The sequence below is a fragment of the Streptomyces sp. NPDC006435 genome (genome assembly GCF_040612315.1).
Classification (GTDB): Bacteria; Actinomycetota; Actinomycetes; order Streptomycetales; family Streptomycetaceae; genus Streptomyces.
Window position 1 is genome coordinate 1 of record NZ_JBEXPY010000082.1, and the last position, 19,266, is coordinate 19,266.

Sequence of the window (19,266 nt, forward strand, 5' to 3'; positions counted from 1 at the left end):
GGGGCGCAGATCGTCGCCCAGCGCTCGAAGGCTGTCCTGGCCTGCGCCGGACAGGGCGGCATGGCCCTCATCGAACGCCCCGTCGCGGTGGTGGAAGCATTCCTCGCCCCGTACGGCGACGCACTGTCCGTCGCCGCGGTCAACACCGCGGGTTCCACCGTGATCTCGGGCCGGGCGGACGCGATCGAGCAGATCGTCACCGAGCTCCAGGAACGGGACGTCTACGCCCGCAAGATCAACGTGGACTACGCCTCCCACAACGCCCAGATGGACCCGCTGCTCCCGGCCCTGGCCGCTGGTTTCGAGGGTCTGGCCCCGCACCGTGCGGACCTGGCGTTCTACTCCACGGTGACGGGTGAGGTGTCCGACGGCACCGACCTGGACGGCGGCTACTGGTGCCGCAACCTGCGCGAACCCGTCCGCTTCGACCGCGCCCTGAACCGTCTTCTCGACGACGGCCACACCGTGTTCGTCGAGATCTCCGCGCACCCGGTGCTGTCCATGCCGTTGACCGACGGCAGCGCGGAGCGGGGCGGGATCGTCGTCGGCTCCCTCGCACGACGGAACGGCGGTGCGGCTCAACTCCTGCGCAACCTCGGTCTGTTGCACGTACAAGGGCATGACGTCGATTGGGACCGGGCGCTCGGGCTCGCCCCGGACGCCGGCAAGGGCTCCCTGCTGAATCTGCCCACGTACGCCTTCCAGCGCGAGCACTACTGGCTTCCGGTCCCGAAGGCCACCGGTGACGCCGGATCGCTGGGCCTGGAGACCTCGCCGCACCCCTGGCTGGGCGCGGTGACCGAACTCGCCGACGGCGAAGGCCACTTGTTCACCGGCAGGCTCTCGCTCACCGACCAGCCGTGGTTGAAGGACCACACGGTCTTCGGAACCGTCATCGTCCCCGGCACGGGCCTGCTGGAACTGGCCACCGCCGCCGCCCACGAGGCGGGCGCCGACGGGGTCGCCGAACTGACCCTGGCCGAGCCGCTGGTGATCGACGAGGCTGTGCGGATACAGATCACGGTCGGCGCGCCCGGCGCGAACGGCCGCCGCCCCCTCACGATCCACAGCCGCCCCGACGACACGCAGGACGACTGGACCCGCCACGCGAGCGGCGAACTGCGCGAGGAGCCGGCCGACCGGGCCCCGGACGACTTCGCGGAACTGCGCCGGTGGCCGGTGGCCGGGGCCGAGCGGGTCGACCTCGACGGGTTCTACGACCGGTTCGGCGCCCAGGGCATCGACTACGGTCCCGCCTTCCGGGGCCTGACCGAGCTGTGGCGCAAGGGCGACACCGCGTACGGAATCATCCGCCTGCCCGAAACGGCGGGGTCCACCGGGCCCGCCGCCGCGCCCACCGGGTCCGCGGCCGAGTACAACCTGCACCCCGCGCTCCTCGACACGGCCCTGCACGTCATGAAGGGGGTGATCCCCGCACAGGGCGCGGAGGAGCCGGAAGGGGCGCTGCTGCCCTTCGAGTGGAGCGACGTCGAGCTGTACGCGGCGGGCAGTGCCGAGCTGCGCGTCCGCATCGACGTCGAGGCGTCCGAGGCCGGACAGGAGATCCGGGTCCGGGCCGCCGACGCCACGGGTGAACCCGTCGTACGGATCGGTGGGCTCCACCTCCGGCGGGCCACCGCCGAACAGCTCCGCGCCGCGCGCAACACCGGTGCCGACGGCCTCCACCGCCTGGAGTTCCAGCCGGTGACGGCCCCCGCCCCGCAGGGCGCGGTCGCCGATGCCGTACTGACCGGCACCGGTGAACTCGCCGCCCTGATCGGCGTACGGACCCTGTCCGACATCGACGAGCTGACCGCCCTGCTCGATTCCGGCCCGCAGGCACCCGCCCGCGTGGTCGTCGACACGACCGGCCGGCCGCCCTTCTACAGCGAGCCCGAGGCCGCCTACAAGGCGACCGAGTACGTCCTCGCGCAGCTCCAGGAACTGCTGTCCGACGACCGGCTCGACCCGACGGAGCTCGTCTGGGTCACCCGCGGCAGCATCGCCGCGGCCCCGGGCGACCGGCTCGACGGGCTGCCGTACGCACCGCTGTGGGGGCTCATCCGGTCCGCCCGCGCCGAACACCCCGAGCGCGGTCTGCGTCTGATCGACCTCGGTCCGGACGACGCGGACCGGAACGCGCTCGCCCGCGCCCTCGCCGTCACCGGCGAACCCGAACTCGCGGTCCGCGGGGGCGAGGTGCTCGCCGCCCGCCTGGTGCGCGAAGCCACCACGGACGAGGGGACCGCCACGGACGACAGGGCTGCCACGGACGACGGGACCGCCGCACGGCCGCTCGACCCCGAGGGCACGGTGCTGATCACTGGCGGCACCGGCGAACTCGGCCGCGAGACCGCCCGCCACCTCGTACGCCACCACGGCGTCCGCCACCTGGTACTGACCTCGCGGCGCGGCGCCGAGGCCCCCGGAGCCGCGGAACTCATCCACGAACTCGAAGAGGAAGGTGCGCGATGCGTACGTGTGGTGGCCTGTGATGTCGCTCGGCGAGATGACGTGGCGCAGGTGCTCGGTCTTGCTGAGGAGGGCCGGCCTTGGACGGCTGTCCTGCACCTCGCGGGAATTCTGGACGACGGCGTCCTTCTCGGCCAGGATGCGGAGAGACTCTCCCGCGTGATGGCGCCGAAGGTGAAGGGCGCCCTCTACCTGGACGAGCTCACCCGGGACCTCGACCTCGCCGCCTTCGTCCTCTTCTCCTCCGCGGCCGGCACCGTCGGCACGGCGGGCCAGAGCATCTACGGCGCGGCCAACACCTACCTCGACGCCTTCGCCGCCCGGCGACGGGCGGAGGGCCGCCCGGCCACCGCCCTCGCCTGGGGGCTGTGGCACCAGGCGGGCGTGGGCATGACCTCGCACCTGGGAGCGGTGGAACTGGAACGCATGCGCCGCCAGGGCATCGCCCCGCTCCCCTTCGAGCAGGGCCTGGCCCTCCTCGACGCGGTGCTCGCCCGCCCCGCCGGCAACTTCGTCCCCGTGAAGCTCGACCTGCGGGCGGTACGGCGGGCGGCGGAGCAGGGCCAGGACGTTCCCGCCCTGTTCCGTGCGCTGGTGCGACAGCGACTGCGCCGGGCGCCCTCCGCCGACACGGCGACGAGCCCGGACGGTCTGCGCGAACGGCTGCTGGCCGCGCCCGAGGACCGGCGCCAGGACCTCGTCACGGAGATGGTGCTGCGGGAGGTCGCCACCGTGCTCGGGGTGAGCGGGGGCGGTTCGCTCTCGCCGCAGCAGGTCCTCAAGGACCTGGGGCTCGACTCCCTGATGGCGGTCGAGCTGCGACGCCGACTGTCGGCCGAGAGCGGCATCTCCCTGCCCGCGACGCTCGCCTTCGACTACCCGACCCCCGACCACATCGCACGGCTGGTACTCGGCCGGATGGACCTGCCGACGGAGGCCCCCGCGACCGGCGCGCCCGGGGACGGCGCGCCCGGGGCCGAGGACCCCGAGTCCGTACTCGGCTGGGTCCTCGAACAGCTCTCCGCCGACCGGATCCACCGCAGCGGGCTGCTGGAGCAACTCGTCGAACTGGCCCGGCAGGAGGGCCCGGGCACCGGTGCGGTCGCCACACTGCCGATCGCACCGGCGGAGGAGGAGCGTTCGGTGGACGACATCAACGCCGAACTGAACGCACTGCTGGAGGCATCCGGCCTCGACCTCGACTGAGCGACCGCGCGGGGCCGACATCCTGTCGGTCCCGCGCAGGACACGAGGGCCCGACGATCATCCGATCGCCGGGCCCCTCGCACGCTCATGCGGTCCTTCGACCGGCGGCGGCTACGGGAAGAACCGGCCCGCGCTCGGGTGGTCCTGGGCGCCGTCCACGCAGATGTTGGCGCCGTTGACCCCGCCGGCGCGGGCCGACAGCAGGAAGCACGCCACGTCCGCCACCTCGTTCAGCTCGACCAGCCGCCCACCGGGGAAGTCGTCGCGGGCGAAGGCCTCGTACTGCTCCGGCCGGTTGTCCCGGAACCAGGCCCACCCCCCGCCCTCGAACATCACCGAACCCGGACTGAGCGCGTTCACCCGGATGTTGCGCGGGCCCAGCTCCTGGCCGAGTGCGGCGGCGAGATGGATCTCCGCCGCCTTCGCCGAGGCGTACGACGACTTGGGGCCCGGCTTCCACCCGGTGATCGACGCCACCACGAGCGCACTGCCGCCCCCACGCCGCTCGAAGTGCGGCACCGCGCTGCGGATGGCATGGGCGGCGTGCAGCACGTTCAACTCGTACGTCCGCAGCCAGTCCTCGGGCGTCGAGTCCAGCAACCCGCCCCCGAACGCGCCACCGGCGTTGGCCACCAGCAGGTCGAGCCCGCCCATCCGTTCGGCCGCCTCGTCGACGGCCCGGGCGAGCGCGTCCGGGTCCGTGACGTCCGCCCGGATTCCGGGCAGTCCTGAATCCTCCAGTCTTTCCGGGTCCCGTCCGCAGACGGTGACCGTCGCCCCCTCCTCATGCAGCGCCCGGCCGATGGCCAGCCCGATGCCGCTGCTGCCCCCGGTGATGAAAGCCGTCTTTCCCGCAAGTCCCAGATCCACGGCGGCAGCCTGTCAGCCGCCGCCGTCACGATCAACCTCCCGGACGTCCGGCACACCGCTGTCGCGCAGGTGGTCCGGGGCGGCCGTCAGCCCTCCGGCGCGATGCCCGTGAGGACGGTGTCGAGCATTCGGTCGAACTCGGCCACCGAGCCGAAGTCGGCCATCCTCGGCACGAGTCCGGCCAGCGTCGGGTACGTGTCGGCGTCGAAGTCCGGTACCGCCGCGGCGCCGTGGACCTCCGCCGAGGTGCGCGCCAGCAGATGACCGTTGAGGAATCCGAACAGCACCGATGGAGTGTCCGCGACGACCTGTTCGGGCACGCCCGCATCCCGCATCGCCGCCACCAGCCGCTCCAGCGCGACGAGCGCCGGGGCCGACGTCTGGGCGCGGTCGGCCAGCAGCGGGAAGACCCGGGGATGGCGGTGGGCCATGTCCCGATACGCGTGGGCGGTGCGGCGGGCGATGACCCGCCATCCCTCCGGGCCGGCCTCCGGGGCGCCCTCGGGACCGCTCGCCGGGGCATCCTCGGGGGCGATCCGGACCTCGGCCAGGACCACCTCGCAGACCGCGTCCAGCAGCGCCGCCTTGCCCTTGACGTGGTGGTAGATCGACATCGGGTCCACCCCGAGCTCGTCGGCCAGCCGCCGTACCCCGAACCGTTCCAGCCCGTCGCGGTCGACCAGGCCGACCGCCGCGACCGCGATGGTCGCGCGATCCAGCCCGGCCGAGGTGCCTCGTGCGCGTCGTGCCACGCCGTCCTCCTGTCGCTTGCCAAACCTACGGCGTAGAACATATCGTGCGGGACGCAATCTACACCGTAGGTTTGATGATTCAGGGAGGGACCCGCATGACCGCCGCCGACGCCCCGTCGCAGACCGCGCCCACCGCACGCCCACCGGGCGCCCCCATCGGCGTGATGTACGCCGGACTCGCACTGACCGCCGTGACCGCGCTCGCCCCGCTGGTGGACGCGGCCACCGTCGACACCATCGCCGGGCACGTCCGCGCGGCGTACCCGGACTGGGGCCCGGGACCGGTGGGTCAGGACCGCACCGCGATCACCGCCTACCTCGCCGTCACCGGCGGACTGGGGGTGCTGCTGTGGCTCCTCGCGATCCGCGCGGTCGCGTCGGGCAGGCGCTGGGCGCGGGCCGCGGCCACCTCGGCATGGGGCGCGGGCGTGACGCTGGCGATGGTCAACCTCGGCATGGGCGGCGAGCGGTACGAGGTGATCGTGCCCGTCGGGTACGGCGTGCTGACGCTGCTGCCGTGCGTGGCCGGGGGCGTGGCGGTCGTCCGGCTGTGGCGCCGCAGGGATGCGCACACGCACGACGGCCCCGCCACCCGCTGACCCCGCTGCCCACCGACCCGTTCCACCGACCCCGTTCCACCGGCCCCGTTCCACCGACCCGTTCCACCGAGACCGACAAGGAAACATGACATGGGAAACCCACTGGACGGCGCGGCGCTCGACGCGGCCATGGAAGACGTCCACCGCGCCGGGATGCCGGGCCTGTTCGCCGAGGTGCGCGACGGCGACCGGGTCTGGCGGGGCGCCGCCGGGGTCGCCGACGTGACCACCGGCCGTCCCGTCACCGCCGACATGCGGCACCGGATCGGCAGCATCACCAAGACCTTCACCACCGCCGCGGTCCTGCAACAGGCCGAGGCCGGCCGGATCGGGCTCGACACACCGATCGGCCGGTACCTTCCGGAACTGGTACCCGGAGAACGCGGCGACGCGATCACGGTCCGGATGCTGATCAACCACACCAGCGGCCTCGCCGAATACCTCCCCTGGGCCTACCCCTCCCTCAAGGCGTTCCCCGACCTCGCGAACACCGGGCCGCAGAGCCTGGACGACCACCGGCTCACCCGCTTCGACCCCGTCGAACTGATCGGGATGGGGGTCGCCGCACCCCCCGTCGGCACCCCGGGCGGTGCGCCGGGGCTGTACTCCAACACCAACTATCTGCTCCTCGCCCGGCTCCTGGAGCGGGTGACCGGCACCACGGCCGAGCAGTGCATCACCCGGAACGTCATCGAGCGCGCCGGACTCCGGCACACCGAATTCCCCGCCGGACCGAACGTCGAGGGGCCGCACTCGCGGCTCTACGAGGCGTGGTTCGGCATGATCGACCCGCCCCGCGACCACAGCGTCCACGACATGTCCTGGGTGGGGCCGTCGGCTTCGCTGATATCCACCGTCGCGGACCTCAACCGCCTCTACGGCATGCTGCTGGCCGGAAAGATCGTCAGCCCGTCGTCGCTGGCGCAGATGCAGCGCACCGTCCGGATCGTCTCCCAGGAGGGAAAGCCGATCGACTACGGCCTCGGCCTGTATCCGATGGAGGGCCCCGGGCAGGGCGTCTTCTGGGGCCATGGCGGCACGGTCTGGGGCGGTGGGTCGCTGGCCATGATCCGTGCCGACGGCAGGCGGAGCATGGCGGTCGCGATGAACCTGCAGAGGTGGAACGGGCTCGACTCCTCCGGCAGGCCGCAGCCCCACCCCATCGACGACGCGCTCGCGACTCTGTACCGCGTGGCGATGTACGGCTGACCCGGACGGCAGAGGACACTGCTGGGACTCCGAGTGAATCTCGCGACGGGCACGGTTCGGACGGGTGCAGGACGGGCTCGTGACGGGGCGCGGCGTTTGCGGCCGGTGACAGTTCTCACCGGTACCCCGGCCCCGGGCAGCAGTCCGTTCACCATCACCCACTCCCCGGCGCTGATGCCGTGGCTGACCGCCCCGCCCGTTCGGTCTCGGCGCGCAGCTTGCCGGCCCGCTCGGCCGGGTCGTAGCCCGGCCCGACGCCCTCGATCAGCAGCACATCGCCCTCGATGTGATCGGTGCGCAGCCGCAGGATGTCCCGGTAGGCGGGCGAGTCGTACCAGGCACGGGCCTCGGCCAGGCCGGGGAACTCGATCAGCACCATGCTGCCGGGCCATGTGCCCTCCACCACCTCGGCCGGCGGACCGTGGATGAGGAAGCGGCCCGCGAAGGGGTCGAGGGTGGCCTGGATGCGCTCCAGATACTCGATGATGTCGGTGTGATGGCGGCGGCTGCGGAGATGGGCGAAGCCATAGGCGGACACGGTCGGGCTCCTTCGTTCCGTTCGTCCCGGGGCGGTGCGACGACCAGAACGTAGCCGGGAGCGACAGAAGAGGGCGATTACCCCGGAAGTAATCACAGCCGTTGCCGACGAGAACGATCATGGTCGGCCGGAGCCCGTTGCGAAAGTGCCGAGTGCGCCGAGTGCGCCGAGTGTGCCGCACAACGATGTCCGATTGCCGCCAGCAGGGGCCTTCTGCGGTGATCATGCTGGCGGAATGACGATGTCATCCACTACGGACCCGGTGACCGTCCTCACCGGAATGTATGCGGCCGAGGCGGAGTACCTGGCGGCCGGAGGCCCCGGCGAGGCCTCGTTCGACCTGCTCGCCCCCTTCTTCGCGCTGGATGTCGAGCTGCATCAAGCGGATGCCCTGCCATACGGGGGTACTTGGCGCGGGCACGACGGAATGACGCAGTTCTTCCTTGCCATGGGAGAGGTCTGGGAGACGTTCGACATGGTGGAGCAGGAGTTTCTCGCCACCGGTGAGACTGCGGTCGTGCTCACACAGGTCCGCGCTCGCGCTCGTGCGACCGGCCGCGAACTCGGCTTCCCGATCCTGCAAACGATCACGGTCAGGGACGGGCGGATCACCGAGGTCCGTCCGTTCTACTGGGACACTCAGGCCATTGCCGACGCCTGCGCCGTGCCCGTGCCGACAGACTGAGAGCACCTGCAAGCCCGCTTGCTCGACTGCCGGATGGATTTTGCTGGTCAACAACCTGGAGCCGGGCGGTGATCCGGTCCCGGGCGCCATCGCGCTGCCGGCACCGGAACAGGCCACGGCCCCGGTCCCACGGGCCGTAACGCCCAGGCACGTCCCGCCACGGGGCATTGGTCCGCGTCCGCCACCGCATGCCGCCGATCAACTGTCGCCGCATCCGGTCCGGCGGGCGGCCCGACTCGATGTCCGAAGGCAACAGCGGCTCCATCCGGGCCAACTGCCCGTTCGTCAGATCCTCATGTACCCCGGCACCGCCACAGCCGCCGCGCTCTTCATCCGGCTCCGCTCCTGACAGGCGCTCATGGAGCGGAAGCATCACCAGTGACAACCTGGAGTTCGTGTTCAGGATTCCCGGTCACGCTGTGACATTCCCCTGACACTCCACGCCTTCCCGCAACGGCTGCCACCTGCGCATACTCCAGGACCGCCGCGCCTTGAACCGTTGACGGGCGATGGCCGATCGAATGGAGCTGATGGAAAAGATGACGTCGCGCACGGTCTCTGCGGCAGCCGCCGGCACGTGGATGCTCGGTGACCTCAAGGTCAACCGGATGGGTTTCGGCGCCATGCGCCTGACCGGCAGCGCCGCGTTCCACCAGGGCATCCCCAGCGACCGCAGTCAGGCGATCAACGTCCTGCGCCGCGCGGTCGAGGTCGGCGTCAACCACATCGACACCGCGGCGTTCTACTTTTCCCGGCTGCGCTCCGCCAACGAACTCATCAACACGGCGCTGGCGTCCTGCCCGGACGACATCGTCATCGCCACCAAGGTCGGCCCGGTCAGGGATGCCAGTGGCGAGTGGGCCACCCCGGCGCGGCCCGACCAGCTGCGCGGCCAGGTCGAGGAGAACCTGCGCCAACTCGGCCGCGATCACCTCGACCTGGTCAACCTCCGCCTCATGGGCCAGGACTCCATCAGCGACCACTTCGGGGCCCTTGCCGAACTGCGCGACGCGGGGCTCGTTCGCAACCTAGGCATCTCCGGCGCTCGCCCGGAACACCTGGACCAGGCCCAGGAGATCGCACCGGTGGTCTGCGTCCAGAACCGCTACGGCATCGACGTACCCGGCGGGGACGAGATGCTCCGAGCATGCGCAGAACGCGGAATCGCATTCGTGCCCTTCTTCTCCATCGCCGGGGAGGGACGCGAGGCCGGAGCCGTCCGCACCGAGCACGACCAGGTCCACGCCGTGGCCCGCGCGCACGGCGTCTCACCCGCACAGGTCCGCCTGGCGTGGATCCTGCAGCAAGGTGCCCATGTACTGGCCATTCCCGGGACGGGCAACCCGGAACACCTCGTCGACAACGTGGCAGCGGGCGCACTCCGACTGACGCGGGAAGAACTCCAGTTGCTCGATACGATCGGCCGCTCCGCATCCTGATGCCGGCCGGGCCGCCGGTACTTGAGCAAGCCCCGGAAACCGAACACGATCGAGGAGACGCCTCCTGGGACTTGGCCGGGCGATCACGCGCGGAGCGGGGTGACGAGGGCCGCTGCGGTGGCGGGTGCCGAGGAAGACGCAGCCGCGCTTGTCGTGTCGAGGGGCCGTCGCCGTGGGCCTCGTCCACGGCGAGGCGGACCGGCAGGAACGGCCGCAGCCGTTCCCACTCGGCATCCGTTGGATCGCCCCGCCCCCATGCTCACCTCACTGACTCGGGCACGGCGGCCGTCACGTGGGCAGTACGACACCTGCGTACTGGCCGCTCCCCGGCCTGGAGAGGAACACCCGGCGGCGAGGCAGCTCGATTTCCGCGACGACGACGGCAATCTCCTCTCCGGCCTCGAAACCCTCCGCCGGACTCGACGCAGGGCGGCCGTCGATCTCTCTGGAGGGGACCAGCCCGAAGATCCCACCCCCGAGGTCGACGAGGACACCGATGGGAAGCACCTCCTCAACCGTCCCGCGGAGTTCCTGGCCCACCACTGTGCGGTCGGCAAAGGCCTGGAGAGGGTCGGGCTCCAGTGCCTTCAAGGACAGTCTGGCCTCGGCGTTGTGGGTGTCGAACCCGATGAACTCGCATGACACACGCTGCCCTGCCTGAACGACATCGGCGGGATCATCGAAGCGCCGCCAGGACAGTTCGGGGAGATTGAGGAACCCGACACCGGGCAGGGTGGGGTGGGGCGGTCCGTCGTCCAGGGCCACGAAGACCCCGAACCGTTCGATCGCCGCAACGGTGCCGGACAGGATGTCGCCACGGTGCAGGGACTCCAGAAACGCCCAGAGTTCCGGGCTCTCGGACTGCCAATCCATACCCGTAACCCTGGCACACGACGTCGTGTGCCGGCCATGTCTCAAGCTGAAGCGACCTTCCGCAATCCCGCCACTGCCTCAGCCGCCGGCGCCCTGATCGCCGGACAAGCCCTGAGAATATGGGCCGGGGAGGGCGTTGGAAGGGCCATCGCGTGGTCGTCAACGGGATCCTCTTCCGGCAGCGGACAGCCTTTGGCCCGGCGTCGTGGTCGTTGTCGCGTACGTCGTGAGGGGGACCGCTTCACCGGCGGGCTCAGCCGCACGGCGGAAAGAGGTCACGACCGGTGACCGACGTGCGTGGAGCGGATGTTGAGCAGGATCGGTCGTGGCAGGGCGGAGGTTCTCCCACTCCGACGCCTTCGGTTCCACGACCCCGAATGGAGTTCCACCATGTCCGGACTCAAGCTGTCCAACCGCGCCGTCACGTTCCTCGCGGCGACCGCCGTGGTGGCGGCCACTGCGGGGGTCGCCTCCGCGTCGACAGCACCCGCGTTCGAGCCCGGCAGGGCCGCGCGGGCCTCCGCCCCTTCCGGGGCCCTCACCTCCAGCCTCAAGGGCTGGGGCCGCATGGACTATCCCGACGCCGGTCACGACATCCAGGTCACCGTCGACGCCCACGCCACCTTCAAGGGCGTGGGCTGGGCCGAGCCCGACAAATCCTGGGGCACCTTCCGCATCTACCACCGGATGCCGGCCGCCGAGGGTGAGCCCGAGAAGGTCAACTGGGGCGACTTCAAGGTCGACTGCCTGACCAGCGGCGGCCCCACCGCCACCGTGACCGGGCGCATCGTGCGCACCGGGGGCAACGTCGGTGGCTGGGACGACTACCTGAAGCGGCATGTCCGCATGGGGATCAGCTTCTACGTGGGAGATGGCAAGGGCAGCGGCCCCAGCCGCATCGGGCTCTCCGGAGGCACCGAGAAGGGCGAGCCGCTGCTGACCAAGTGCATGGCACCGGCCGCCGACTCCAAGGTGATCAAGGGCGGCTACGACCTCACCGACAAAATCCCGGCCAGGTAAGGACCATCCGCGGGAACGGCCCGGGCCACGACGCTGCTCCACCGGGCAGGGCCTGGGCAGTTTCTTGCGGATCATCGCACACGCTCCCAGCAGTCGGTGGTGGGATGGCGTCATGCGACCCGAGCATTGCCTGACCAGGAACCACATTGAGGTGTGGCATGGCCGCGTGCTGCCGTCGGGGCAGGAACGGATCGGGTTCGGGACGGTGCTGCGCGGCTCGCTCCTGCCGATCCTCGTCTGGACCGGCGTCGCCTGCTTCGCGTACTTCGTCCACAACCCGCTCGTGGCGATGGTCCTCGGTGGGCTCTTCGCGTTGTCGTTCGTCGTGGGGTTCGGGCTGCGCCGCCGGGCAGAGCACTCGGTTCGCTGCAGCGTCTACGGCGCGCTGGGTGGAGTGTTCGACAAGTCCATGGCGGGGTTCTGAGGCGTTGCGGCGGAGGGGAGCCCGCCGTTGTATCGGTCGTGTCGACCGATGCCCGGTGGGCCAGGATCGAGCCCCTGTTGCCGAACCGGACTTCTCGCCGGGTGGAAGACGGCATGATCACCGACAGGTGATCGACGCCATCGCCTGGAAGTACTGGACGGCTCTTTCCTGAGATGGGCTGACCACGAAGATCCATCTCGCCTCTCTCAGAATCCCGGGACGGGGATGAAGCTCGGCCACCACGGGGGCACGCCGCCGGGGCACGGAGGAGTGGCAGCGCCCTCCCAGAAGATCGAGACGACACACCAGACGACACCGAGTGGCGTCACCGCGAGGGCAAGGACATGGAGGAGGGGACGGTTCCCGAGAAGGGCGCCCACCGCGACCCAGACCAGCAGCAGGACCGTCCAGAGGCCCGGGATGAACAGCCACAGCAGGAAACCGCCGTTGGCCGCGTTGTTCACTCCCACGTCGCAGGCGGTCCACGACCTGCCCAGAAGCATGGCAGCGGATACCGCGAGGAGCAGCGCCATCACCGTCCCGAGGCCCCCATGCAGCCGTCGACTCCCCACAGGCCCCCCGTTCGCCGTCCGCTGCGGGAAGCACCGGATCCGCACCGCTCATGACTGCCGCATCCCCCGGCACTGATCAACAAGGACCGGATACCCCTGGATCCTAGTAATCACATGACCCGCCGGACAGTGCCCAGGGCATGCGCCACCAGGTCTTCCCCACCGACACCCCCACCGGTGAAGGCCCATCGCAGCACCTGGAGGTCCGCCACCGCGCGCACGCCCGCATCGAGGTTCACATTCGCGGCGGCAGGACCACCGGCTTCGGCCGCTTCCCCTGCCGCCGCTTCAACGCGACCGAACCAGCTCAGCCACCCGGAGCGAAACAGGGAGGCCGGCAGGTCACCAGGGCTTGTACGGCTGACACCGAAATGACGATTCCCTGCTGACATCCCCACCGCAGACCGTTCATCCGGCACGTGCATCGTGTGCCGAAGTGGTGCGTGCAGGCGCGTGGTGGGCGGTGGCCGGGCCCGTACCGCCGCCGTGGACGACATGGCGATCGACGCGGCGGGTCCGGCCGTGTCAGCTCTTGCAGGCGGCCACGTTGTCACTGGTGCCGGGCACGGCGGCGGACCGTGTGGCCTGGAAGTTGGCCTCGAACGCGTCGAAGACCGACGGCGTGGTGATGCGCAGCATGGCCTCGTCGTTGTTGCGCAGGGCCGGGCCGCTCCAGTTGTGGCTGCCGGTGAACATCACCTTCTGGGCGGTGCCGGCGTACATGCCGTCGACCATCCAGTTCTTCGAGTGCACGATCCGGTTGGGTGTCGTGGAGTCGCCGTCGTCGTCGTGCTGGTAGCAGCGGTTCGTGATGCCGGAGACGCCGTGCAGGGCGTTCCAGGTGCCGGAGTCGGTCTCGCTGTAGACCAGGTCGACCAGACAGCCCTGGCCCGCCAGCGCGCGCAGCTTGTCCGCGACGGCCTGCCGGGTGATCTTCAGCATCGCGGCGTGGACGGTGGTGCGGCGCGCGGTGCCCGCGGAGTCGGTCCAGCGGCAGGTGATGTTGTCCATCGCGTTGACCACGGTGTCCGTGGTCGCGTCGCTGCCCGCGCGGGGGAAGAAGTAGTACTTGTAGTCGCCCGCGTTGCCGTACGTGTAGGACCAGGCGGTGCGGTTCTGGGCCGGGAGACGGGTGAAGTAGTCCACGTAGCCGTCGTACATCGCGGTGTTGCCGGCGACGGTCACCGAACTGTTCCAGTAGCGGCTGTAGTTGGACGGCGTCAGGTTCGAGGTGAGCTGGACGACGACGTTCTTCTGGGCGCCGCCGCCGACACTGCTCGCGAGCAGGAACTTGTTGTGGTTGATGCCCGTCTGCTCCGTACTGAGACACGAGCGGTCCTTGGCGCACAGGGCCACCCAGGAGGAGGCGGAGGTGCTGGTGCCGAGGCTGCTCGTGAGGAGGTCGTAGGAGGCCCGGTACTCCAGGGTGCTCTCGTCGAGGACGACCTTGACGCTGACGCCACGGGCCTTCGCGGCGCCGAGGTCCGCGGCGATCGTCTCGTCCCACAGGTGGTACATCGCGAGGCGCAGGACCGAGCCGCTGTCCGCGTTCGCGATCACGGAGCGGACCTGGGCGCGGATGGCCTGCTGCTCGGCGGTGGTGCCGGTCGGCTTGTTGAAGACCGGGCTGGTGGGGACGGTCGCCGCGTCGGCGGTCTGCGCGGGCGCGAGCAGCGCGGCCACGCAGGTGGCGACGGCGAGCAGCACACCGGCCGCACGCTTGCCCGGCGCGGAGGAACGCGGGGAGGGATACGGGGAGGCGGACCACCGGGACAGGGGCCATGAGCGGGTTCCGGTGAGCGTCGGTGTCATCGTCGTCTTTCCTCTTTCCTCGTGCGTCTGCGCGGTGCGGATCTCTCGGTTCGTCAAACCGGTTCAGCAAAGCACGACTTCAGCGCGAGGTCACCCGGTCCGGGCGCCGGGTTCCCGGGGCGTCCGGCACAAGGTTCCGGAGAAGGCCGACAGCCAGGCCGCCCGCCTGCGCAAAGGATCACGCGGCGGACGGCACCCGGCTTCGGTGAAGAACGGCACAGGAAACGCAACACCGTCGAACGGGCGATCAACCACCGGCCCGAGCACGCCGGATCAGTGGCCACTCGCTACGACGAGCGCGGCTGCCTCTTCCCCGGGACCGTGACTGCCACAGCTCTCGCCATCCGGCTCCGCGCATGATCGGCCGGACAAGTCCTGGCTGCATCCCCACGATCCCGTTGCTGCAAGGCCGAGTTGCCGGACCTGCTGGGAAGCATCTGCCGCCGACTGTCCCGTCGCAGTAGGCCTGTCAGATGGTGAGTCTCCTGACCTGCTGGGGTGCCAGATCGCTTGAGATCATGGGAGTCCGCTGTTCTCAACCGATATGGCTTTCGCGGAAGTCCCTTTCGTGAAAGAGGCAGAAGCGCCGGTAGAGAGGGTCCTGGGTTCCGAGGGTGGTATAGATCCGGGCGAATCGTCGGCTTAGTTCGGCGGTCGTGGCCAGATAGAGCTCTTTGGGGACGATGGTGTTCGTCGGTGGGGCGAGGGCCAGGGTGGCCAGCACCACGATCTCGGGGAAAGCCGCGAGGCGGTGGCGGTCCTCGGCTGGAATCATCCAGAAGATCGAAAACGCGGACAAGCACACGCCAGATCCGCTACAGAGAGCTGCTTGTCACTTCGCGGCAGCTTCGGGAGAACAGGGCCGCTTTGAGCGTCTTCTCCCCGTCGGCCACCGGAAAGATCACCCGCCGCACCCTGTCGGACGGCTCCGACAGGGCCGCCTCCGCGTGGGCCTCCCTCCCGGCGTAGCGTTCGCTTCTCATTCATTGCAATGGGTGAAGTGGCTTTCGTTGCGTTACTTCTCAAGGCGTTGCAACAATTGCAAGGCTTTCACCTGCGAAGATGTTAATTCTACGCAACAAGAGTGTTGTCGAGATCTGGAAAGCAACGTAGCTTTTCTCGTGTCGGAAACAACGAGTGAGCACGGGAGAGCATCATGCAGACGTTCGACATCACCGCCCCGGTCCTTGCCGTCCTGGACGTTCCCTCGGGGCGCATCCAGGTGATCGCCGCGGACCGGGCCGATGCCACGGTGGAGGTGCGGCCCGCGAATGCCTCGAAGGGCCGGGACGTGAAGGCGGCCGAGCGGACCCTCGCGGAGTACGCCGACGGGGTCCTGCGGATCGGGGCCCGGGCGGACGGCGGCCGGTACACCGGGCCCCGGGGGTCCGTCGAGGTCACGCTCCGGCTGCCCGCCGGCTCCCGCGTCGAGGCCAAGGCCGCCGCCACGGAGTTCCGGGCCGTCGGCCGGCTCGGGGACATCGCCTTCGAGGGCGCCCACCGGCAGATCAAGATCGACGAGACCACGGGCGTCCGCCTCGCCGCGGTCGACGGCGACATCGAGATCGGACGGCTGGACGGCCCCGCCGACATCAGCACCGAACGGGGCGACATCCGCATCACCGAGGCCACCCACGGCACGGTCGCACTCCGCACCCGCTCCGGCAGCATCACGATCGGCGCCGCCACCGGCACCTCGGCCACCCTCGACGCCGGCACCACCCACGGCCGCATCAGCAACGCCCTCAAGAACGACGGCACCACCACACTCCACATCCACGCCACCACCCCCATGGGCGACATCACCGCCCACAGCCTCTGAAACCCACGGCAACTGACCCGCGGCCTCTGAGATCCACAGCCTCTGAAACCCACGGTCTCTGACCCACAGTCTCCGAACGAGCCGCTTCACACGACCAGGAGGAACCCATGAAGAACAGCACGGCCCCGACCCACGCGCAGTGGACCGGCATGGTGTCGGTCGACGACACGGCCCTGGCCGTCACCGACAGCGGCGGCCCCGGAATCCCCGTGATCTACCTCAACGGCCAGTTCGCCACCCAGGGTTACTGGCGGCGGGTCATCGCCGAACTGGGAACGGAGTGGCGGCACATCACCTACGACGAGCGGGCACGCGGCAGGAAGTCGAAGCGTTCGGCGGACTACTCCTTCGAGGCGGCCGTCCGCGATGTCGATGCCGTCCTGGAGGCCAGGGGCGTGGACCGGGCACTGGTGGTGGGCTGGTCATACGGGGCGGTCGTCGGGGCACACTGGGCCGACCGGAACCCGGGGCGCGCCCTTGGTGCGGTCCTGGTCGACGGCGCGTTCCCGTACGACTGGCTCGACGACGCCATGGAGCAGCGGATCCGGAAGATGTTCCGGCGGATGGGCTGGTTCCTGCCGCTGCTGCGCCCGACGGGCCTGGCCCCCCGGATGACCGCCGAACAGCAGGCGGACAGCAACATCGAGCTCGGCAAGCTCTCCCGCGAGTGCGAGCTGGGCCCCGTGCTGGACAACATCGCCGTTCCGGTGCGGTACGTGGTCGCTTCGGGCACGTCCTTCGGGAGCCGGGGCGACGAGCAGGAGCAGATACGCACCGGCCTCGACGCGGCGACCGTCCGCAACCCGAACATCCGGATCAGCGCGAAGGTCGCCGGCAACCACGGTGCGATCCTCAAGAGGGATTTCCCGGCCATCGCCGAGGCCGTGCGCGAGGTCGCCGCCCTCGACCGCACGGCGTGCTGAGAACGGACCGGCGGACCGGCGGGCCGATGGCCGGTCGGGCGGGGGACGGTCGGGCGGGGGGTGATGGCAGCCGTGTGGCCGTGCGGGCCGGTCCCGCGAGGGCGGGGGAGCGGCTGTGCGCGGCGAGAGGATGCTTGGCGGGCAGGACAGCGATCTGCCCGCCAAGCATCAGCTTCCCGTTGTCGAACCCGGTGAGGGAGCCGAACGGTCTGTGCACGAGCGCCGATGCGGTGCGCAACCCCCGATCCCCGACGAGGAATTCGCCGAGATCGACGAGATCGGCCGGTGAGGCCGGACCGCGGACACGGAGGAGGGGTTCTGCCGTCCGACCTGGGCGGCAGAACCCCTCCTCCGTGTCTTCCGTATCGGGTCAGTCCGTGTGCGCGGTGCCCGCATCGATGGCCCGGAGCGCCGCCAACAACTCGGCCACCATCGCCTCCGGGTTCTCGATCGGGGCGGCGTGCGTGCCCGCGATCGTGTGATGGGCGAACGGTCCATCGGTCAACTCGGCCCAGCCCGGCTGGACTTCGTCCGGCAGGACCGGGTCCAGCGAAGCTCCCACCGCCACCACCGGGATGTCCAGCGGCGCGCGACGGTCCGAACGCAACAGCACCTCATGGTTCTTCGCCATGGTGATGTCGGTCTGGAGATTCGTCACGTAGGACGTCAGCACCTCCTCGTTCTGGAGGAGCGCTTCGGGCAGGATCCCCCGGAACGCCGTGGTCAGCCCGTCGATCTCCGCCGAGTCGACCATCTCCTCGGTCGAGTGCAGCTTCGCCAGCTCCGGCGGCTGCTCCATGTGCGGCGGCAACCCGCAGGCCACCACCATCGAGAGCGGCGACCGACCGGGAACCCTGGTCAGCCGGTGCGCGATCTCCCAGGCCAGCCAGGTGCCCTGGCTGTGCCCGTACAGGACGACGGGCACGTCGAGCCGGTCGGTCAGGGCCGCGGCCACCTCGTCCGCCACCGCGGTGGCGTCCGTCGGGGGAGTCTCTCCCGTACGGGTGTCACGGCCGGGCAACTGGAGCCCCACCAGCTCGATGTCCTCCGGGAGGTGCCGGATCAGCGGCACGTGGGAGTCGGTCGTCCCACCACTGCCCGCGATGGCGAACACCCGGGCGCGCGGCTGCTCGGCGGGCTTGAGGACGCGCAGCCAGGGGCTGCCGGACGTGTCGACCTCGTCGTCCGGCCCGTCCTCGGTCGGCAGGAGCCTGCCGATCACGTAACGGGCGACGCCCGCGCAGCCCGTGGACCTGAGCAGCACCTCGGACGGTACGCCGACGCCGGTGTGACGGGTGATCGCGGAACGCAGCCCGACCGCCAACAGCGAGTCCAGACCGATCTGTTGCAGGGACTGCGATGCCGGAACCTCGTCGGCCGTCATGCCCAGCAGGGTGCCGGTCTCCTCCCGCAGGAGGGCGACCACGACGTCCAGCCGGGCGCCGGCGTCGAGGTCGGCGAGCCGGTTCCGGAAACGGTCCGCGGCACTGCCCCGGCCCGAAAGGGTCCCGTTGTCCTCACCGGTTGCCGAAGCCCCACCGGACGATTCGCGGAGCTTCTGGTGCCAGGTCGAGAGGTACGGCAGAAGCCCGTCGAGGTTCTGGCGGAGTTCCTCCGGAACGTCCAGGAGATCGGCGACCTGCGACACCTCGCCCTGCCGGGCGGCCTGCCAGAAAGCCTCCTCGTCGGGGGAACGACGCATGCGCGCGGCGGGGGTGACGGCCGACCAGTAACTCCGGCGCTGGAAGGCGTAGGTGGGGAGGTTCAGCAGGGGGTTCTTGCCGACGTTCGGGTCGGTTCCGAGGGCCTGGTTCCAGTCGATGGCGTGGCCCTGGACGTGGAGGAGGCCGAGGTTGCGCAGGAGCTGCGCGGTGGTGCCGTGGTCGCGGGCGAGGGAGCCCACGACGATCCCGCCCCGCTCCGCGCTGCCGTCGGTCAGGGGCATGGACAGCACGGGGTGGGCGGAGATCTCGACGAAGACGGTGTGGCCGTCGTCGAGGAGGTGGTTGAGGGCGCGGTCGAAGCGGACGGGTTCGCGCAGGTTGCGGCA

18 protein-coding genes and 2 pseudogenes are annotated in these 19,266 nt (G+C 70.3%); 10 read left to right on the forward strand and 10 right to left on the reverse strand.

Going from position 1 to position 19,266, the window contains the following annotated elements; translation table 11 throughout:
* Positions 1-3,678, forward strand: a 3,678-nt coding sequence (locus tag ABZZ04_RS38020) for an SDR family NAD(P)-dependent oxidoreductase (RefSeq protein ID WP_356936817.1), incomplete at its 5' end; no start/stop codon positions are given.
* 111 nt (positions 3,679-3,789) lie between these two features.
* Here the strand turns inward: ABZZ04_RS38020 and ABZZ04_RS38025 are convergent.
* Both ABZZ04_RS38025 and ABZZ04_RS38030 read right to left on the reverse strand, forming a co-directional pair.
* A complete protein-coding gene (locus tag ABZZ04_RS38025; protein WP_356936818.1) occupies positions 3,790-4,548 on the reverse strand; it encodes an SDR family oxidoreductase in 759 nt (252 codons plus the stop codon).
* Positions 4,549-4,634: 86 nt separating this feature from the next.
* Entirely contained in the window at positions 4,635-5,300 is a 666-nt protein-coding gene (locus ABZZ04_RS38030) for a TetR/AcrR family transcriptional regulator C-terminal domain-containing protein (RefSeq protein ID WP_356936819.1), read from the reverse strand.
* A gap of 95 nt (positions 5,301-5,395) precedes the next feature.
* On the opposite strand from ABZZ04_RS38030, the gene ABZZ04_RS38035 reads away from it, so the two are divergent.
* Together ABZZ04_RS38035 and ABZZ04_RS38040 are read left to right on the forward strand one after the other, a co-directional pair.
* Entirely contained in the window at positions 5,396-5,899 is a 504-nt protein-coding gene (locus ABZZ04_RS38035; RefSeq protein WP_356936820.1) for a hypothetical protein, read from the forward strand.
* 90 nt (positions 5,900-5,989) lie between these two features.
* Complete coding sequence (locus ABZZ04_RS38040; RefSeq protein WP_356936821.1) at positions 5,990-7,108, forward strand: serine hydrolase domain-containing protein; 1,119 nt, start codon at positions 5,990-5,992, stop codon at positions 7,106-7,108.
* Between the two features lie 154 nt (positions 7,109-7,262).
* On the opposite strand, the gene ABZZ04_RS38045 is transcribed toward ABZZ04_RS38040, so the two are convergent.
* Entirely contained in the window at positions 7,263-7,646 is a 384-nt protein-coding gene (locus ABZZ04_RS38045; RefSeq protein WP_356936822.1) for a DUF1330 domain-containing protein, read from the reverse strand.
* Between the two features lie 235 nt (positions 7,647-7,881).
* On the opposite strand from ABZZ04_RS38045, the gene ABZZ04_RS38050 reads away from it, so the two are divergent.
* Positions 7,882-8,331 carry a nuclear transport factor 2 family protein gene (locus ABZZ04_RS38050; RefSeq protein ID WP_356936823.1) on the forward strand — a complete coding sequence of 150 codons (450 nt, stop codon included), beginning with the start codon at positions 7,882-7,884 and terminating at the stop codon, positions 8,329-8,331.
* Here the strand turns inward: ABZZ04_RS38050 and ABZZ04_RS38055 are convergent.
* Positions 8,255-8,704: a transposase gene (locus ABZZ04_RS38055; protein ID WP_356936833.1), complete on the reverse strand. Its 450-nt coding sequence runs from the start codon at positions 8,702-8,704 to the stop codon at positions 8,255-8,257. The genes ABZZ04_RS38050 and ABZZ04_RS38055 overlap by 77 nt on opposite strands.
* 166 nt (positions 8,705-8,870) lie before the next feature.
* Between ABZZ04_RS38055 and ABZZ04_RS38060 the strand changes: the two genes are divergently transcribed.
* Positions 8,871-9,770, forward strand: coding sequence for an aldo/keto reductase (locus ABZZ04_RS38060; RefSeq protein WP_356936834.1), 900 nt, complete (start codon positions 8,871-8,873; stop codon positions 9,768-9,770).
* A 288-nt stretch (positions 9,771-10,058) separates the two neighbouring features.
* Here the strand turns inward: ABZZ04_RS38060 and ABZZ04_RS38065 are convergent, their stop codons facing one another.
* A complete protein-coding gene (locus tag ABZZ04_RS38065) occupies positions 10,059-10,643 on the reverse strand; it encodes a S1 RNA-binding domain-containing protein (RefSeq protein ID WP_356936824.1) in 585 nt (194 codons plus the stop codon).
* Positions 10,644-11,033: 390 nt separating this feature from the next.
* Between ABZZ04_RS38065 and ABZZ04_RS38070 the strand changes: the two genes are divergently transcribed.
* Both ABZZ04_RS38070 and ABZZ04_RS38075 read left to right on the forward strand, forming a co-directional pair.
* Complete coding sequence (locus ABZZ04_RS38070) at positions 11,034-11,663, forward strand: hypothetical protein (RefSeq protein WP_356936825.1); 630 nt, start codon at positions 11,034-11,036, stop codon at positions 11,661-11,663.
* A 112-nt stretch (positions 11,664-11,775) separates the two neighbouring features.
* Positions 11,776-12,087 carry a hypothetical protein gene (locus tag ABZZ04_RS38075; protein WP_356936826.1) on the forward strand — a complete coding sequence of 104 codons (312 nt, stop codon included), beginning with the start codon at positions 11,776-11,778 and terminating at the stop codon, positions 12,085-12,087.
* 206 nt (positions 12,088-12,293) lie between these two features.
* On the opposite strand, the gene ABZZ04_RS38080 is transcribed toward ABZZ04_RS38075, so the two are convergent.
* Positions 12,294-12,590: a hypothetical protein gene (locus tag ABZZ04_RS38080; RefSeq protein WP_356936827.1), complete on the reverse strand. Its 297-nt coding sequence runs from the start codon at positions 12,588-12,590 to the stop codon at positions 12,294-12,296.
* 194 nt (positions 12,591-12,784) lie between these two features.
* On the opposite strand from ABZZ04_RS38080, the pseudogene ABZZ04_RS38085 reads away from it, so the two are divergent.
* Positions 12,785-12,937 (forward strand): annotated as a pseudogene (locus ABZZ04_RS38085) (IS1380 family transposase); the annotation flags it as partial.
* A 247-nt stretch (positions 12,938-13,184) separates the two neighbouring features.
* Here the strand turns inward: ABZZ04_RS38085 and ABZZ04_RS38090 are convergent.
* A complete protein-coding gene (locus tag ABZZ04_RS38090) occupies positions 13,185-14,471 on the reverse strand; it encodes a phospholipase D-like domain-containing protein (RefSeq protein ID WP_356936828.1) in 1,287 nt (428 codons plus the stop codon).
* A gap of 535 nt (positions 14,472-15,006) precedes the next feature.
* Positions 15,007-15,246, reverse strand: a complete 240-nt coding sequence (locus ABZZ04_RS38095; RefSeq protein WP_356936829.1) for a hypothetical protein — start codon at positions 15,244-15,246, stop codon at positions 15,007-15,009.
* Between the two features lie 381 nt (positions 15,247-15,627).
* Between ABZZ04_RS38095 and ABZZ04_RS38100 the strand changes: the two genes are divergently transcribed.
* The gene (locus ABZZ04_RS38100) at positions 15,628-16,293 is read left to right on the forward strand and encodes a DUF4097 family beta strand repeat-containing protein (RefSeq protein WP_356936830.1); all 666 of its coding nucleotides are present in this window, start codon (positions 15,628-15,630) and stop codon (positions 16,291-16,293) included.
* Positions 16,294-16,400: 107 nt separating this feature from the next.
* On the forward strand, positions 16,401-17,216 hold the full coding sequence (locus ABZZ04_RS38105) for an alpha/beta hydrolase (protein ID WP_356936831.1): 816 nt from the start codon (positions 16,401-16,403) through the stop codon (positions 17,214-17,216).
* A gap of 118 nt (positions 17,217-17,334) precedes the next feature.
* Here ABZZ04_RS38105 and ABZZ04_RS38110 read toward each other — a convergent pair.
* Positions 17,335-17,439 (reverse strand): annotated as a pseudogene (locus ABZZ04_RS38110) (LysR family transcriptional regulator); the annotation flags it as partial.
* A gap of 147 nt (positions 17,440-17,586) precedes the next feature.
* Positions 17,587-19,266: alpha/beta fold hydrolase (locus ABZZ04_RS38115; RefSeq protein WP_356936832.1), on the reverse strand; the 1,680-nt coding region annotated here is incomplete at its 5' end.

Excerpts from the sequence above, each read along its gene's own strand:
- ABZZ04_RS38035 (WP_356936820.1), top strand. The coding sequence starts at position 5,396 with ATGACCGCCGCCGACGCCCCGTCGCAGACCGCGCCCACCGCACGCCCA.
- ABZZ04_RS38040 (WP_356936821.1), top strand. The coding sequence starts at position 5,990 with ATGGGAAACCCACTGGACGGCGCGGCGCTCGACGCGGCCATGGAAGAC.
- ABZZ04_RS38050 (WP_356936823.1), top strand. The coding sequence starts at position 7,882 with ATGACGATGTCATCCACTACGGACCCGGTGACCGTCCTCACCGGAATG.
- ABZZ04_RS38055 (WP_356936833.1), bottom strand. The coding sequence starts at position 8,704 with ATGCTTCCGCTCCATGAGCGCCTGTCAGGAGCGGAGCCGGATGAAGAG.
- ABZZ04_RS38060 (WP_356936834.1), top strand. The coding sequence starts at position 8,871 with ATGACGTCGCGCACGGTCTCTGCGGCAGCCGCCGGCACGTGGATGCTC.
- ABZZ04_RS38065 (WP_356936824.1), bottom strand. The coding sequence starts at position 10,643 with ATGGATTGGCAGTCCGAGAGCCCGGAACTCTGGGCGTTTCTGGAGTCC.
- ABZZ04_RS38070 (WP_356936825.1), top strand. The coding sequence starts at position 11,034 with ATGTCCGGACTCAAGCTGTCCAACCGCGCCGTCACGTTCCTCGCGGCG.
- ABZZ04_RS38075 (WP_356936826.1), top strand. The coding sequence starts at position 11,776 with ATGCGACCCGAGCATTGCCTGACCAGGAACCACATTGAGGTGTGGCAT.
- ABZZ04_RS38080 (WP_356936827.1), bottom strand. The coding sequence starts at position 12,590 with ATGCTTCTGGGCAGGTCGTGGACCGCCTGCGACGTGGGAGTGAACAAC.
- ABZZ04_RS38090 (WP_356936828.1), bottom strand. The coding sequence starts at position 14,471 with ATGACACCGACGCTCACCGGAACCCGCTCATGGCCCCTGTCCCGGTGG.
- ABZZ04_RS38095 (WP_356936829.1), bottom strand. The coding sequence starts at position 15,246 with ATGATTCCAGCCGAGGACCGCCACCGCCTCGCGGCTTTCCCCGAGATC.
- ABZZ04_RS38100 (WP_356936830.1), top strand. The coding sequence starts at position 15,628 with ATGCAGACGTTCGACATCACCGCCCCGGTCCTTGCCGTCCTGGACGTT.
- ABZZ04_RS38105 (WP_356936831.1), top strand. The coding sequence starts at position 16,401 with ATGAAGAACAGCACGGCCCCGACCCACGCGCAGTGGACCGGCATGGTG.